Origin of the sequence: Amycolatopsis methanolica 239, from assembly GCF_000739085.1 — a bacterium.
Classification (GTDB): Bacteria; Actinomycetota; Actinomycetes; order Mycobacteriales; family Pseudonocardiaceae; genus Amycolatopsis_E; species Amycolatopsis_E methanolica.
In genome coordinates, this window is record NZ_CP009110.1 from 4,533,790 (window position 1) to 4,547,095 (window position 13,306).

Genomic DNA, 13,306 nt, shown 5'->3' on the forward strand with positions numbered 1-13,306 from the left:
AGGCGCGGCTGACTGGGCAGCGGGCCGGCTGGCCAGAAGAAAGCGCACGGCGGAGCCTCAATCCCCGGCGTCGCCGAAGACGGCTGTCAGCCGGGCCTCCAGGAAGGCCAGCAGCTCCCGGTGTCCCCGCTCGTACCCGAGGAGCTGCTCCACGAACAGCCCCTCGACCGCGGTGCCCCACAGGGTCGCCGCGGCGCACACCTCGTCCTCGCTCAGCGGCACGTCCCGGCGGGCGGCCTCGCCGCGGACGGCGTCCGCGAAGGTCGACCGCAGTGCGTCCAGCCGGGGCGCCCAGTCGCTCCCGCAACACGGGCTGGTTCAGCGCCAGCGTGCACAGCTCGAGCGAGATCTTGGGCCAGCCGCGCGCCCGCGCGTCCCCGATCAGCAGGTCCCGGTGCCGCCGCCAGCGTGCCACCAGCGGCTCCTCGCCCGCGAACGCGGCCGCGCCCCCCGCCGCGTACTGGTCGCCGACCCGGTCCAGCACGGCCACGAGCACGTCGGCCATCGAGCCGAAGTGGTAGTGCACCAGCACCTGGTTCAGTCCGGCCCTCCGCGGCCAGCCTGCGTGTCGTCACCGCCGCCGCGCCTTCGGTGATCAGCAGCCGCTCGGCGGCATCGACGAGCTGCTTCTTGCGATCAGGACGCACACCCACGCCATTCTCCGGACGGGTGAGGATACCGCCCGGTACCTCCCCCGCGGAGGAAAGCGCTTTCGGGAGCCCGCGCGTCGCCACAACCGGCAGGAACGGGGTTTGCGCACAGTAACCGGGGGGTCGCGGCTCGGGAGTGATCGCGGTACGACATGATTTCACCTCGACCAGAGCATCTATCGAGTGATCGGCGACTGTGACTCAGAGTGAGAATGACTCCCGAGCCGCCGGGAGGACACTTGTCGACAACCCCTGCTTGACAGGGGTGGTTGCATACGACTCTGTCGTGACGTCGCCGTCTTCGTCCCGGTCCCCAGGATTTCGTGGAGCGTCGTGAAAAACACAGATGACAAGTCAGGCGAAGGCCACCACAAGTCAATCCGAAAGCGCCTGACCGGCACCGTCCTGATCCCGAGTATCGCGCTCCTCGTGATGTGGATCGCGGGTTCCGGGTACTTCTTGGTGGACGCGATCTACGTCCGCACGGTGGCCTCCTCCGTGCAGGACGTGTCGATCCCCGCCGTCACCGCGCTCGGCGCCGTCCAGCAGGAACGCCAGCTGTCGCTGGTCTACCTGGAACGCCCCCAGGTCGGCCTGCGTGACCTGCAGGCGCAGCAGCAGTCCATCGACAGGTCGCTGACCAGCCTCCGGTCCGCCCTCGGCGAGGTGAAGAGCCTCGTGCCGGACGAGATCGGGCAGCGGATGAACCAGATGGAGGCGAGCCTCGACCAGCTCCCGGTGATCCGCGCGGAGATCAACCTGCGCACGATCTCCAAGGAGCAGGTCAACGACTTCTACAACCGCCTGCTGGACGTCTCGACCGACCTGTTCGACTCGCAGGCCCGCCTGGTGCCCGACGCCGAGTCGACCCAGGGCGGTATGACGTCGGTGGACATCTTCCGCGCCTCCGACCAGATGTCGCGTGCCGCGTCGCTGGCTTCCAGTGCGTTCGCCTCCGGCCAGTTCGCCCCGGCCGACCACCTGCAGTTCGCCCAGCTCGTCGGCAGCTACCGCAACCAGCTGGCGAAGATCGCGAGCTACATGGCCCCCGAGGCGGGGCAGCGCTACCGCGACCTGACCTCGAGCGAGCAGTGGCAGCGCCTCACCGCCGCGGAGAACTCGATCATCACGCACGGCCCGGGTGTGTTCCGCGAGAACGTCGGCGGGCTGACCGTGCGGGAGAACGACTGGCGCGACCTCACCACCGAGGTGTCGGGGCAGCTGATCAGCCTGACCGTCGAGCAGTCGCAGCTGGCCTCCGGCGCCGCGCTGGACAAGGGCAACGTCAACCTGTGGACCGTGATCATCGGCAGTGTCGTCGCCCTGCTCGCGGCGATCGCGTCGATCTGGGTCGCGGTCCGGGTGTCCCGCACGCTCGTCGACCGGACCCTGATGACGCGCCTGGAGCGCCTGCGCAACGACTCGCTGGAACTGGCCCGCACCCGCCTGCCGAGCATCGTGAACCGGCTCAAGGAGGGCGAGCCGGTCGACGTCACCGCCGAGCTGCCCCGCCTGGACCACGGCAAGGACGAGATCGGCCAGGTGGCCGAGGCGTTCAACATCGCGCAGCTGACCGCCGTCCAGGCGGCGGCCAGTGAGGCCAAGGCCCGCAGCGGTGTCAACAACGTGTTCCTCGGCATCGCCCACCGCAACCAGGGCCTGGTGCACCGCCAGCTGCAGATCCTGGACCGGATGGAGAGCCGCGAGGAGAACCCGGAGCAGCTCAAGGGCCTGTTCCAGCTCGACCACCTGGCCACCCGCGCCCGCCGCACCACCGAGAACCTGATCATCCTCGGCGGCAAGCAGCCGGGCCGCCGCTGGCGCAAGCCGGTGTGGCTGATGGACGTGCTGCGCGCCGCGGTGTCCGAGACCGAGCACTACTCGCGGGTCGAGGTGGAGAACGTCCCGCAGGTCGCGATCATCGGGTCCGCGGTCGCCGACACCATCCACCTGGTCGCGGAGCTGGTCGACAACGCCACCACCTTCTCCCCGCCCGGGTCGCAGGTCCACATGACCTCCACCCTCGTCGCGCGCGGCGTCGTGGTGGACGTGGCCGACCAGGGTCTCGGCATGAAGGACGACGTCCGGGAATGGGCCAACCGGATGATGTCGGAACCGCCCGAGTTCGACGCGATGGCCCTGAAAGCCGACTCCAGCCTGGGACTTTTCGTGGTCGCGCGGCTGGCGGCCCGGCTCGGCCTGAAGGTCATGTTCGACTCCTCGCGCTACGGTGGCACCCGCGCCACGATCCTGATCCCGTCGGCACTGCTCGCCAACGGGGACCAGGTCGCCGAGAACGCCGATCCGGAGTTCCGCGGCGCCCCGGCCACCACCGGGACCGACTCGTACGAGCAGGAGGAGACCGGCCGGCCGGCCGGGACGAACGGTATGGGACGACACGAGAACAACGGCGCCGCCGAGCCCGCTCGGCGGGTCCCGGCGGAGCTCCCCTCGGGACGGCACGCGGAACCGGAACCGGAGACGGCGAGCGAGACCACCGGTGTCCAGACGATCTCGGTGTTCGAGCCGGAGCCCGCGCCGGCGCCGACGCCCTCGCCGCGCCCCAAGCGGCCCCGGGCGCCGTTGCCGCAGCGCGAGCCGCAGCAGAACCTCGTCGCCCAGCTCCGCGACGACCCGGAGTCGGACGCCACCGATTACCACGAGTTCTCCGGTCGGACCCGCAACACGCTCTCGGCGTTCCACAAGGGAACCCGCCGCGGGCGCGACGCAGACGCACCGGAAGACCCCCGGGCCACCATTGACTGAGAGGGAAGTCGAACCTCATCGATGAACGAGAACGAGAACTCCAAGGTCGACCTGAACTGGCTGCTCGACGACATGGTCGACCGCGTCGTCGGGGCGCAGCACGCCGTGGTCCTCTCGGCCGACGGGCTGCTCATGGGCAAGTCCGCGAACCTGTCGAAGGACGACTCCGACCAGCTGTCGGCGATCGCGTCCAGCCTGCAGAGCCTCGCCAAGGGCGCCAGCAAGCACTTCCAGCGCGGGCCGGTGCTGCAGACCCTCATCGAAATGGCCGAGGGTTACCTCTTCGTCTGCGCGGCGGGTCAGGGCGCGTGCCTGGCGATCCTCGCCGAGGAGACGGTCGACGTCGAGATGATCGCCTACGAGATGAGCCGCCTCGTCAAGCGCGTCGGTGACTACATGACGTCGGCTCCCCGGGATGCCGCGAGGTTCGTTCCGGAGCACAACTGATGGCGGACGACCAGTGGTACGACGAAGCGGCCGGGCCGCTGATCCGGCCGTACGCCATCACACGGGGCAGGATCCCGTCCGTCGACATCAAGCTCGACGTGGCGACGCAGGTGATGGCCATCCGGGGCAACCACGACCCGATCGGGTTGACTCCGGAGCACCTGACGATCCTCGAGTTGTGCCAGCGGCCGTTGTCGGTCGCTGAAATTGCCGTGTACGTCAAGGTCCCTCTCGCCGTGGTCAAGGTGTTGTGCAGCGATCTGATCGAACGGGGCGCCGTGATCGTCCGTTCGCCGTCGCAGCCGGCCAAGGCCCCCGATCGCGAACTACTCCAGGCGGTGCTCGATGGCCTCAACAAGCTCTGAAGAAGGGGGCGTCATCCCGACGCCCGTCAAGATCGTCATCGCGGGCGGCTTCGGCGCCGGCAAGACCACCATGGTCGCGTCGGTGAGCGAGATCGTCCCGCTGTCCACCGAGGAGGTGATGACGGAGGCCAGCACGGGCGTCGACGACCTCACCGGGGTGGAACGCAAGACCACCACCACGGTCGCGCTGGACTTCGGCCGCATCACCATCTCCCCGCAGACGGTGCTGTACCTGTTCGGCACGCCGGGGCAGGACCGGTTCTGGTTCATGTGGGACGAGCTCGCGCTCGGCGCCATCGGCACCGTGGTGCTGGTCGACACGCGACGCCTGGACTCCAGCTTCGCGGCGATCGACTTCTTCGAGCGCCGCAAGATCCCGTTCATCGTGGCGGTCAACTGCTTCGAGGACTCGGACGACTACGAAGAGGACGAGATCCGCAAGGCGCTCGCCATCGCTCCCGGAGTGCCGGTGATGTTCTTCGACGCCCGTTCGCGGGAATCGAGCAAGCTGGCGCTGATCCGGTTGGTGCGGTACGCGATGAGCCGGCTGCCCGCCGAGTCGGAGCTGGCTCGCGCCTGAGCCTTCGCCCGGGATAGGAAGGGCCACCCCGTTCTTCGGTGACGGGGTGGCCCTTTCTTTTGGCGCTGTCTTTCGTTAGCCCAGTTCTGAAAAATCGCGCGGCTCAAATCAGGGCGTGGCGAAGCGAAGCCAGCGCCCGAGATACGCGCGTAGCGCCTACGAAACCGTGCGAGGAACCTGCCGCAGCTTCAGATTGAAGTGCCGCAACAACTGCGGCGCATGCGTGACCCGGTACTCCGGCACCGACTCCGGGTTCTTCGCGATCGAGGCGAGCACATCGGCCACGTACTCCAGGTGCGCCAGCGTGTACGTCCGCCGCGGAATAGCCAGCCGCACCAACTCGAACGGCGCCGGGGAGATCAGGTTGTGCTCGTCGTCGAAGGTGCCCAGGTACAGCGAACCCAGTTCGGCGCACCGGATGCCGCCCGCCAGGTACAGTTCGCACGCCAGCGCGTGTCCGGGGAAGCCGTGCGGCGGCATGTGCTGCAGCAGCCGCCCGGCGTTCAGGTACAGGCCGTGCACCCCGGCGGGCTGCACGATGTCCACCCCGGCCTCGTTGATCAGCCGGGCGAAGTGCGCGGTCTCCTCGGCCCGGTTGCGCAGGTAGTCCGGGTCCACGACCTCCTGCAGGCCCTGCGCGACGCGCTCCAGGTCGTGCCCGCCCAGGCCGCCGTACGTGCGGAAACCCTCGGTGGCGATGAGGATCGCCTCGCACTGCTTGGCCAGCTGCTCGTCCCGCACGCCGATCGCCGCGCCCATCGGCGAGATCGCGTCCTTCTTCAGGCTCGCGACGAAACCGTCGGCGAGCGCGAACGTCTCCTGCGCGACCTCCTTCGGCGTCTTGCCGACGTAACCGTTCTCCCGCTGGATGATCAGCCACGAGTTCTCCGCGAACCGCGCCGCGTCGAGGAAGAACGGGACCCCGAACCGGTCACACAACGCGCGCACGGCCTTCAGGTTCGCCATCGACACCGGCTGCCCGCCGCCGCCGTTGTTGGTGATCGTGATCAGCACCTGCCCGACCCGCGAACCGTCCGGGCCGGACAGCGTCTCCTCGAGCGCGCCGAGGTCGATGTTGCCCTTGAACGGATCCCGGCTGTCCAGGTCGGCCGCTTCCGGGCAAGGCAGGTCCCGCGCTTCGGCGCCGGCCAGCTCCACGTTCGCCCGCGTGGTGTCGAAGTGCGTGTTGGACAGCGAGATCTGCCCCGGCTTCAACGCGGTGGAGAACAGGATCCGCTCCGCCGCCCGGCCCTGGTGCACCGGGAACAGGTGCGGGAACGAGGTCAGGTCCTCCAGCGCCGACTTGAACCGGAACCACGAGTCCGAACCGGCGTACGAACGGTCCGCCGCCGCGGCGCCGGCCTCCTGCGCGGCGGACACCGCACCCGTGCCGGAGTCGGTCAGCAGGTCGATCGTCACCATGTTCGCAGGCAGATCGAACATGTTGTAGCCGGCGCGGGCGAGCGCTTCCTCCCGCTCCTCCCGGGTCGTGATCGGTATCGCCTTGACAACCTGCACCCGGTACGGCGGGAACGACTTCATGCTGGCTTCTTCCTCCCAGTTCAGAACGTGGCCGAGGCGCTGACCCGCCCGCGGGGCGCCTGCACGGCGTAGGCCTCGGACGAAAGATATACCGTCGTTCCCGACCCGAACCGGCCGAGACGCAGGGAGACGTGCGCGATGAGCCCCACACCGGCCGCCGCGGGGCGGCCGGTCACCGCGGCGATCGCCCGGTCCAGCTCCGCGCCCGGCAACCCGGACCGCGCGAAGTGGGCGAGCACGTGCTCACGCGCCACGGCGTCGTCCGGGACGTAGTCACGGATCGGCAGGTAGAGGCTGTAGTTGCCGGGACGGCCCGCGTCGGCCTCCACGAAGGAGTAACTGGAGATCAGCGGCCGCCCGGCGTACGGGCCGGGGCCGCCGCCCGCGGTGGTCAGGAAATCGCGCACCAGCAACGGGTCCACGCCCTCGACCGCTCCGGCCGCTCGTTCCACCGTGCCCGAGTCCGCCGAGTCGTGCGAGATGTACAGCTTGACCCTGGACAGCGGCCCGTCGTCGAGGTCGAGCGCGAAGAACGAGAACTGGTCGGCGGAACCGCGCAGGAGCGCGTGCTCGGCGACCGTGTCGTACGCGTCGCTCAACCCGAGGCGCCGCAGCCCTTCCGCGACGAGCCCGCGCGCCGCCCCCTGCCCGCGCACCAGCGGGTTGAAGTAGACCTTCAGCGCCGGCGCCCGGCCGGGCCGCAGGATCACCGAGAACCACAACGTGAACTTGCCCTGTGGCCGGTCGACGAGGAACAGGTCCTCGACCGCGGCGAACCGGTCCAGCCGAAGGTCGAACCATTGCGCCATGTGGGCGAGAAAGCGCTTCGCCGCCTCGATGTTCGCCGCGGGGCCGGGGTTTTCGGCTATGGTCTCGCCGAGGATCCGCACCGCGCGGTCGCCGCTCTCGTCGAATGCGACGGAGAACTCCACCGGGGTCGCGTCGTCCGCGACGTCCGAGGGCCACAGCGGCGGCTCGGTCAGCGGGCGGCGGCCCGCCGCGCCGAGGAGTTCCCGCAGCACGTCGACGGCATCGCGGCCGCCATCGGGAAAGCCTGCCACCCTGCAGAGTTCTCCGAGCTGTCTCCGGGCATGGTCGAATAGGGTCACAGGGGCGACGTTCACACTCACTCCGACGGTCTGGCGAGCAACTGCTCGACTAGGCGGGGGACAGACCGTCGTCCAACATAACGTCATCTTTCCGGCAAGACGTACCGCTGGAGGAGTGATCTTGGCCGCACGGTCAGTCACCACCCGCCGCTGTCCTCCTGGTTCGCTGCCACGGCACGGTTTTCGCGATCGGCCCGCGCGCAACCGCCGCCACGGCAAACAAGCCCACCCGGCCCAACCTGGGAAAACGCTTACCGGGTGCGATCCACGTCACTTTGTACCACACCGTCCACAGTAGACGAGCAGGAGCAACGCGGGAACGGCCGTTCGGCGGGATGCCGGCGGCGACCACCCGTCTAGAACAATGTTCACCTGATCAGCGGAGTGTCACGATGGCCTCGATGGCCCGGAAGACGCGCTCAGCCGGGCACGGTGAGCACCAGCGCGGCTGTGTCGTCGGTGACCCCCTCGTCGAGGTCGGAGAGCAGCAGGCCGCGCCGGTCCCCGAGGGCACCCGAAACGGCGGCGGACCTCGCCCTTGAGGATCTTGCCGGCGCCGGTCGTGGGCAGCCGGTCGGTGAACTCGACCGACTTGGGCACCTTGTACCCGGCAAGGCGGGTGCGCAGCCAGGCCAGCAGTTCACCGCCGTCGATGCGGCTCCCCGCGGCGGGCACGACGACCGCCTTGCCCACCTCGCCCCAGCGCGGGTCCGGCACGCCGATCACGGCGCACGCCTCCACCCCCGGGTAGCCGTACAGCTCGTTCTCCACCTCGGCCGGGTAGATGTTCTCCCCGCCGGAGATGATCATGTCCTTGAGCCGGTCGACGACGTGGAAGTACCCGTCACCGTCCACAGTGGCCACATCGCCGGAGTGGAACCACCCGTCGCGCAGCACCTCGGCCGTCGCCTCCGGCCTGCCCCAGTAGCCCTCATCACGTTGGGCGCGCTGACGACGATCTCGCCCTTCTCCCCCGGCGGCACCGGCTCGCCGGACGGGCCCTGCCACCCGCACGTCGGTGAAGAACGACGGCACCCCGGCGGAGCCGATCTTCTCCGCGGCGTGCGCGCGGTCCAGGACCAGCACGCCCGGCGCGGCCTCGGTCATCCCGTAGCCCCGCACGAACGCGAGCCCACGGTCGAGGTATCGGCCGGCGAGGTCGGCGGGCACCGGCGCGCCGCCGCACAGCAGGGTCCGCAGGCTGGACAGGTCGGCGCTGTGCCACCGCGGGTGCGCGGCGATCGCCTGGTACATCGTCGGCACGCCGAACACCAGCGTGACCCGCTCCTCTTCCAGCGCGGACAGCACGGCGCCGGGGTCGAACGCGGAGTGCAGGATCAGGGTGCCGCCCTTGAGCAGGGTGGGCAGGCACACCATGCCGAGCGCGGCGGGGTGGAACAGCGGCGCGGCGACCAGGGCCCGCTCGCTGCTCGCCAGATCGGTCTCCACCAGGACGTTGACGCAGTTCCAGGTGAGGTTGCCGTGAGTGAGCATCGCGCCCTTGGGGGCGCCCGGTGCTGCCCGAGGTGTACATCAGCAGGCACACGTCGTCGAGGCCGACGGGCAGGTCGAGCGGCTCGTCGTCCGCGGCCTTCAGTTCGCCCGCGGGCACCCGCAGCAGGCGGTCCCCGGCGAGCGCCGCGACCGTCTCCGCGTGCTCCGGCGTGTGGATCAGGACCGACGCGCTGGAGTCGGCCAGCGCGTGGTTTAGTTCCGGGACGCCCAGCCGGAAGTTCAGCGGCACGAACACCGCGCCGGCCTGCCCGCACGCGAACAGGGTCTCCAGGTAGGCCGGGTGGTTCGGCCCGAGGTAGGCCACCCGGGTCGCCGGGGCGGACCCCGGCGGCCCGGAGCCCGTGGGCGAGCCGCGCGACGCGGCGGGACAGCTCGGCGTAGGTCAGCGCCGTCCCGCCGTGCCGGACGGCTGTCGCGTGCGGGCTCATCCTGGCGCGGCGCACCGGCCACGAGCCCAGGCCCTGGTGCGCACTACTTCTCCGGGTCGAAGGCGCTCAGGCCGGGCCGGTAGGACTTCTGGTCGAGGAACTGGGTCAGCCCCTTGGCGCGGGCGCCTGCCTTGTCGGCGAACTGCGACTGGTCGAGCTTGGCGTAGAGGTAGTCCTCGGCCTGCTCCCAGGGCATCTCCTGGGCGATCTTGTACCCGGTCTTCGCGGCGTGCAGGACCACCTGGTTCATCGAGGAGAGCTTCAGCGCCACCTCGCGGGTGCGCTCCCGCAGCCGGTCGGCCGGCAGCGCCTCGTTGACCAGCCGCATCTCCGCCGCGCGGCGGCCGTCGAAGGGCTCGCCGGTCATGATGTAGTACAGCGCGTCGCGCTGCGGCACGGTCGCCGCCAGCGCCCGGCTGACCACGCCGCCCGGCGGGATGCCCCAGTTGACCTCGGACAGCCCGAACTGCGCGTCCTCGTCGGCGAAGGCCAGGTCGCAGGCCACCAGCGGGGTGAACGCGCCGCCGAAGCACCAGCCGTTGACCATCGCGATCGTCGGCTTGCTCCAGTTCGCCAGCCGCTTCCACTGCCACTCCGCGCTGGCCCGCCGCACCTTGATCTGCACCGCGGTGCTGCCGGTGGCGTCGACCTCGCGGAAGTACTCCTTGAGGTCCATGCCCGCGGAGAACGACTCACCCGCGCCGGTGAGCACCAGCACCCGGCAGCGGTCGTCGCCCTCCAGGTGGTCCAGCACCCGCACCATCTCGTCGTTCAGGGTGGGGTTCATGGCGTTGCGCTTGTCCGGCCGGTTGAGCGTGACCCAGGCGATGCCTTCGTCGAACTCGACCAGAACCGTGTCGCCCCACGGTTCCGTCCGGACCCGCCCGTTGCCGGCCGCCGTGTTCATCCATCGCTCCCTATATCAGTAGTTCTGATATAGGGATAGCAAGGAACGGGCGGCTCAGTCAAGCCGGACCCGGCCGGGACAATCGGGGGCATGAGGTGTCCCTGCGGGTCGGGTGAGACGTACGAGAACTGCTGCGCGCCGCTGCACCGCGGCGAGTCCGCGGCGCCGACCGCGGAACGGCTGATGCGCGCGCGGTTCAGCGCGTTCGCCGTCGGCGACGTCGGGTACCTGCTCGCCAGCTGGCACCCGGACACCCGCCCGGCCACGATCCGGCTCGACCCGGACCAGCGCTGGACGCGCCTGGAGGTGCTGGCCACCACCGGCGGCAGCCCGTTCCACACCGACGGCACCGTGGAGTTCCGCGCCCACTACCGCACCCCGGACGGACCCGGCTCGCTGCACGAGGACAGCGAGTTCACCCGGGTGGACGGCCGCTGGGTGTACACGCGGCCGCGGCGGGTAGCCCGCCGGGCATGACCGAGTTCGAACGCGAACGCGCCATGCCGGCCCCGGCGGAGCGGGTGTTCACCGTGGCCGCCGACGTGAACCGGCTCGACGAGTGGCTGCCCGGCGTGATCACCGTCCACCCGGCCGAACCCGAGGGCGTGGACGTCGACGTGCACGACCCGGCAGGCGAGTACGAGGCGCCCGGCGTGCTGGGCGCGCGCCGCGAGCAACTGCGGCTGGAGTGGGGCCGCCGCGGCAGCGCCGACTACAGCGGCTGGCTGCAGGTGTCCTCGGCCGAGGGCGGCTCCAGCTACGCCACGCTGCACCTGTCCTTCCACGGCGACCAGCTGGCCGCCCACGGCGGCAGCGCCGCCGACGACGTCGAGCGGCGGCTGGACGAGTCGCTGGACCGGCTGGCGAACCTGGTGTCCGCGGGCTGAACCCCCGTCCGGGTGATACGTTTCCTCCCGATCACCCGGAAGAGGTTCGATGTCCCCCAGATCCTGGCCGCGCCCGGCGCTCGCCGTCCTCACGCTCGCCACCGGCGCCGCCGGGATCGTGACGGTTTCGCTCGCGTCCCCGGCCCCCACGCCGCCCGCACCAGCCGAGGCGCGCCCGGCCGCGACGAGCGCCGCCCCGCCGCCGACCGCTGTGGTCGCGCCCGTCGTGGAGGTCACCCCGGCGCCGTCCGAGGTGAGCACCGTGAGCACCACGCGCACCCGCACCACGACGAGCCGCACGCACTCGACGGCAGCCACCCGCGAAACCGACAGCGACGAGGTGGCCCGGCGGCGGGCGATGGAACCGCACCCCCGCCCGCCGCTGAGCACCTACACCCCGTCCACTGAGGACACCAGGCCGCCGATCGTCATCGGCCCGACCTCGACGGTCCGGACGACGCGCTCCTAAGCCGCCGGAGATAATTCGTTATACGGCTTCCGGGCGCACGATCATCACCGGGCAGTGCGCGTGGTGGATGAGGGCTTGGCTCGTCGAGCCCAGCAGCAGGCCGCGGAAGCCGCCCCGGCCACGGCTGCCGACCACGACCAGCTGCGCCCGCTCACTCCAGCTCAGCAGCTGGTGCCGCGGCCGGTCCCGCGCGACGACCCGCTCTACGACCACGTCCGGGTACTTCTCCTGCCACCCCGCCAGCTGCTCGGCGAGCAGCCGCTGCGCGTCCTGCTCGATCTCGGACCAGTCGACCAGGAACGGCACCGTGCCCGGAGGTCCCGCGACGTCGGCGTCGGCCCAGACGTGCACAGCCACCAGCGGCACGCCCCGCCAGGACGCCTCCTCGAACGCTGTCGCGAGCGCGCGCTCGCTGGTGGCGCTGCCGTCGACGCCGGCCACCACGGGGCCCGTCGCCTCGTCCCGGCCGCGGACCACGACCACCGGGCAGCGGGCGTGCGCGGCGACCTCGACGGTCGTCGAGCCGACCATCATCCCGGTGAAGCCGCCGGTGCCGGAACAGCCCAGCACCACCGTGCGGGCCGTGCGCGAGGCCTCGATCAACGCGACCGGCCCGGCTTCGTGCAGCTTCCCCGCGGTGATCGTCAACCCGGGCCCGCCGGCCTCCCGCGCGGTCCGCTCCGCGGCGGCGAGCAGGTCGTCGGCCGCCTGCACGAACGCTTCGTAGGCCTCGCGCAGCACCGGCAGCCCGGCACCGTAGAAGCCGGCCATCGGGGCGAACCCGTGCACGATGTGCAGTGGCTCGCGGCGCCGCGCGGCCGTGCCCGCCGCCCAGCGCAGCGCCCGGTCCGCCTCGTCGGAACCGTCCACGCCGACGACGATCGCGTTGCTGTCCATCAGTTCCTCCACCAGGTCGGGCCGGAACCGACGCTAGGCGCGCGTGGTCGCCGCGGCTGCGGTCCATGGTCACCGGCGGCGGGGACTTCCGGCCCTCACCTGGCCGCGGCGATGGCCTCCCGCACCATCTCCGGCGCGATGTCCGCGGCCCGCTCCCGGAACCCGCTCGCGTACAGCCCGTCGATGATCAGCCACACCCGGTCCGCCAGGCCCTCCGCGTCGGCCACGCCGGTCTCCCGCGCCAGACGGCCGACCAGCTCGCGCGTCTGCTCCAGGTACTCCCGCGCCATCCGCTCCGGCTGGTCGTCACCGCCAGGGAACTCGGTGAGCAGGTTGCGGAACGGGCAGCCGCGGAAGTCCGGCCGCCGTAGCCGACCGGCGATCTCCTCGACCAGCGCCACCAGCCGGTCGGCCGGATCGTCGCCCGCCTCGCGCAGCGCCGCGGTTTCGGCTCGGTCGCGCCACTCGCGGAACCGGTCCAGGTAGGCCGCGACCAGGTCGGTCTTGCTGGGGAAGTGCCCGTAGAGCAGGTTCTTCCCGCAGCCGACCTCGCCGATGATCCGGCTCATCCCGACCGCGCGGATCCCCTCGGTGTAGAAGAGCGCGGTCGCCACGTCGAGGATCCGCTCGCGAGTTCCCGGTGCTGCCGTGCGCGCCATGCGCCGAGGATAACGGACCGATCGGTCCGACCGCCGTTGACAGGCCTGTGATCAGCGGCGCATGCTCGGACCGACCGGTCCGGGA

14 protein-coding genes and 2 pseudogenes are annotated in these 13,306 nt (G+C 70.8%); 7 read left to right on the forward strand and 9 right to left on the reverse strand.

What is annotated here, in order from left to right; translation table 11 throughout:
- Nucleotides 1–57 precede the first annotated feature (57 nt).
- Complete coding sequence (locus AMETH_RS38140) at nucleotides 58–222, reverse strand: hypothetical protein (protein WP_017983329.1); 165 nt, start codon at nucleotides 220–222, stop codon at nucleotides 58–60.
- Nucleotides 223–1,082: 860 nt separating this feature from the next.
- Between AMETH_RS38140 and AMETH_RS22055 the strand changes: the two genes are divergently transcribed.
- The 4 genes from AMETH_RS22055 to AMETH_RS22070 are packed head-to-tail and all read left to right on the forward strand — an operon-like array spanning nucleotide 1,083 to nucleotide 4,808.
- Nucleotides 1,083–3,416 (forward strand): sensor histidine kinase, encoded by a 2,334-nt coding sequence (locus tag AMETH_RS22055; RefSeq protein WP_017983330.1) that lies wholly within the window; start codon nucleotides 1,083–1,085, stop codon nucleotides 3,414–3,416.
- Between the two features lie 21 nt (nucleotides 3,417–3,437).
- Nucleotides 3,438–3,863 (forward strand): roadblock/LC7 domain-containing protein, encoded by a 426-nt coding sequence (locus AMETH_RS22060; protein WP_017983331.1) that lies wholly within the window; start codon nucleotides 3,438–3,440, stop codon nucleotides 3,861–3,863.
- Nucleotides 3,863–4,228 (forward strand): DUF742 domain-containing protein, encoded by a 366-nt coding sequence (locus AMETH_RS22065; protein ID WP_017983332.1) that lies wholly within the window; start codon nucleotides 3,863–3,865, stop codon nucleotides 4,226–4,228. Before AMETH_RS22060 ends, AMETH_RS22065 begins: the two co-directional genes overlap by 1 nt.
- Nucleotides 4,209–4,808, forward strand: a complete 600-nt coding sequence (locus AMETH_RS22070) for a GTP-binding protein (protein WP_017983333.1) — start codon at nucleotides 4,209–4,211, stop codon at nucleotides 4,806–4,808. Before AMETH_RS22065 ends, AMETH_RS22070 begins: the two co-directional genes overlap by 20 nt.
- A gap of 156 nt (nucleotides 4,809–4,964) precedes the next feature.
- Here AMETH_RS22070 and AMETH_RS22075 read toward each other — a convergent pair whose 3' ends face one another.
- The 6 genes and pseudogenes from AMETH_RS22075 to AMETH_RS22090 form a co-directional block, all read right to left on the reverse strand.
- On the reverse strand, nucleotides 4,965–6,350 hold the full coding sequence (locus tag AMETH_RS22075; protein WP_017983334.1) for a tryptophanase: 1,386 nt from the start codon (nucleotides 6,348–6,350) through the stop codon (nucleotides 4,965–4,967).
- Between the two features lie 20 nt (nucleotides 6,351–6,370).
- The gene (locus AMETH_RS22080) at nucleotides 6,371–7,411 is read right to left on the reverse strand and encodes a tryptophan dimethylallyltransferase family protein (RefSeq protein WP_017983335.1); all 1,041 of its coding nucleotides are present in this window, start codon (nucleotides 7,409–7,411) and stop codon (nucleotides 6,371–6,373) included.
- A gap of 435 nt (nucleotides 7,412–7,846) precedes the next feature.
- The gene (locus tag AMETH_RS41635; protein WP_267283444.1) at nucleotides 7,847–8,953 is read right to left on the reverse strand and encodes an AMP-binding protein; all 1,107 of its coding nucleotides are present in this window, start codon (nucleotides 8,951–8,953) and stop codon (nucleotides 7,847–7,849) included.
- A 64-nt stretch (nucleotides 8,954–9,017) separates the two neighbouring features.
- Nucleotides 9,018–9,278, reverse strand: a pseudogene (locus AMETH_RS41640) (AMP-binding protein); the annotation flags it as partial.
- A 61-nt stretch (nucleotides 9,279–9,339) separates the two neighbouring features.
- Nucleotides 9,340–9,402, reverse strand: a pseudogene (locus tag AMETH_RS41645) (hypothetical protein); the annotation flags it as partial.
- Between the two features lie 43 nt (nucleotides 9,403–9,445).
- Nucleotides 9,446–10,309, reverse strand: a complete 864-nt coding sequence (locus AMETH_RS22090; RefSeq protein WP_017983337.1) for a p-hydroxycinnamoyl CoA hydratase/lyase — start codon at nucleotides 10,307–10,309, stop codon at nucleotides 9,446–9,448.
- A gap of 90 nt (nucleotides 10,310–10,399) precedes the next feature.
- Between AMETH_RS22090 and AMETH_RS22095 the strand changes: the two genes are divergently transcribed.
- From AMETH_RS22095 to AMETH_RS22105, 3 genes are read left to right on the forward strand one after another with little or no spacing between them, the layout of a single operon-like run.
- The gene (locus AMETH_RS22095) at nucleotides 10,400–10,786 is read left to right on the forward strand and encodes a YchJ family protein (protein WP_017983338.1); all 387 of its coding nucleotides are present in this window, start codon (nucleotides 10,400–10,402) and stop codon (nucleotides 10,784–10,786) included.
- Complete coding sequence (locus AMETH_RS22100; RefSeq protein ID WP_017983339.1) at nucleotides 10,783–11,196, forward strand: SRPBCC family protein; 414 nt, start codon at nucleotides 10,783–10,785, stop codon at nucleotides 11,194–11,196. The genes AMETH_RS22095 and AMETH_RS22100 overlap by 4 nt, the downstream gene beginning before the upstream one ends.
- 49 nt (nucleotides 11,197–11,245) lie before the next feature.
- Complete coding sequence (locus AMETH_RS22105; RefSeq protein ID WP_017983340.1) at nucleotides 11,246–11,665, forward strand: hypothetical protein; 420 nt, start codon at nucleotides 11,246–11,248, stop codon at nucleotides 11,663–11,665.
- An 18-nt stretch (nucleotides 11,666–11,683) separates the two neighbouring features.
- On the opposite strand, the gene AMETH_RS22110 is transcribed toward AMETH_RS22105, so the two are convergent.
- Entirely contained in the window at nucleotides 11,684–12,562 is an 879-nt protein-coding gene (locus AMETH_RS22110) for a universal stress protein (RefSeq protein ID WP_017983341.1), read from the reverse strand.
- Between the two features lie 95 nt (nucleotides 12,563–12,657).
- Nucleotides 12,658–13,221: a TetR/AcrR family transcriptional regulator gene (locus tag AMETH_RS22115; RefSeq protein ID WP_026153250.1), complete on the reverse strand. Its 564-nt coding sequence runs from the start codon at nucleotides 13,219–13,221 to the stop codon at nucleotides 12,658–12,660.
- Between the last annotated feature and the right edge of the window lie 85 nt (nucleotides 13,222–13,306).

Excerpts from the sequence above, each read along its gene's own strand:
- AMETH_RS22055 (WP_017983330.1), top strand. The coding sequence starts at position 1,083 with ATGTGGATCGCGGGTTCCGGGTACTTCTTGGTGGACGCGATCTACGTC.
- AMETH_RS22060 (WP_017983331.1), top strand. The coding sequence starts at position 3,438 with ATGAACGAGAACGAGAACTCCAAGGTCGACCTGAACTGGCTGCTCGAC.
- AMETH_RS22065 (WP_017983332.1), top strand. The coding sequence starts at position 3,863 with ATGGCGGACGACCAGTGGTACGACGAAGCGGCCGGGCCGCTGATCCGG.
- AMETH_RS22070 (WP_017983333.1), top strand. The coding sequence starts at position 4,209 with ATGGCCTCAACAAGCTCTGAAGAAGGGGGCGTCATCCCGACGCCCGTC.
- AMETH_RS22075 (WP_017983334.1), bottom strand. The coding sequence starts at position 6,350 with ATGAAGTCGTTCCCGCCGTACCGGGTGCAGGTTGTCAAGGCGATACCG.
- AMETH_RS41635 (WP_267283444.1), bottom strand. The coding sequence starts at position 8,953 with ATGCTCACTCACGGCAACCTCACCTGGAACTGCGTCAACGTCCTGGTG.
- AMETH_RS22090 (WP_017983337.1), bottom strand. The coding sequence starts at position 10,309 with ATGAACACGGCGGCCGGCAACGGGCGGGTCCGGACGGAACCGTGGGGC.
- AMETH_RS22095 (WP_017983338.1), top strand. The coding sequence starts at position 10,400 with ATGAGGTGTCCCTGCGGGTCGGGTGAGACGTACGAGAACTGCTGCGCG.
- AMETH_RS22100 (WP_017983339.1), top strand. The coding sequence starts at position 10,783 with ATGACCGAGTTCGAACGCGAACGCGCCATGCCGGCCCCGGCGGAGCGG.
- AMETH_RS22105 (WP_017983340.1), top strand. The coding sequence starts at position 11,246 with ATGTCCCCCAGATCCTGGCCGCGCCCGGCGCTCGCCGTCCTCACGCTC.
- AMETH_RS22110 (WP_017983341.1), bottom strand. The coding sequence starts at position 12,562 with ATGGACAGCAACGCGATCGTCGTCGGCGTGGACGGTTCCGACGAGGCG.
- AMETH_RS22115 (WP_026153250.1), bottom strand. The coding sequence starts at position 13,221 with ATGGCGCGCACGGCAGCACCGGGAACTCGCGAGCGGATCCTCGACGTG.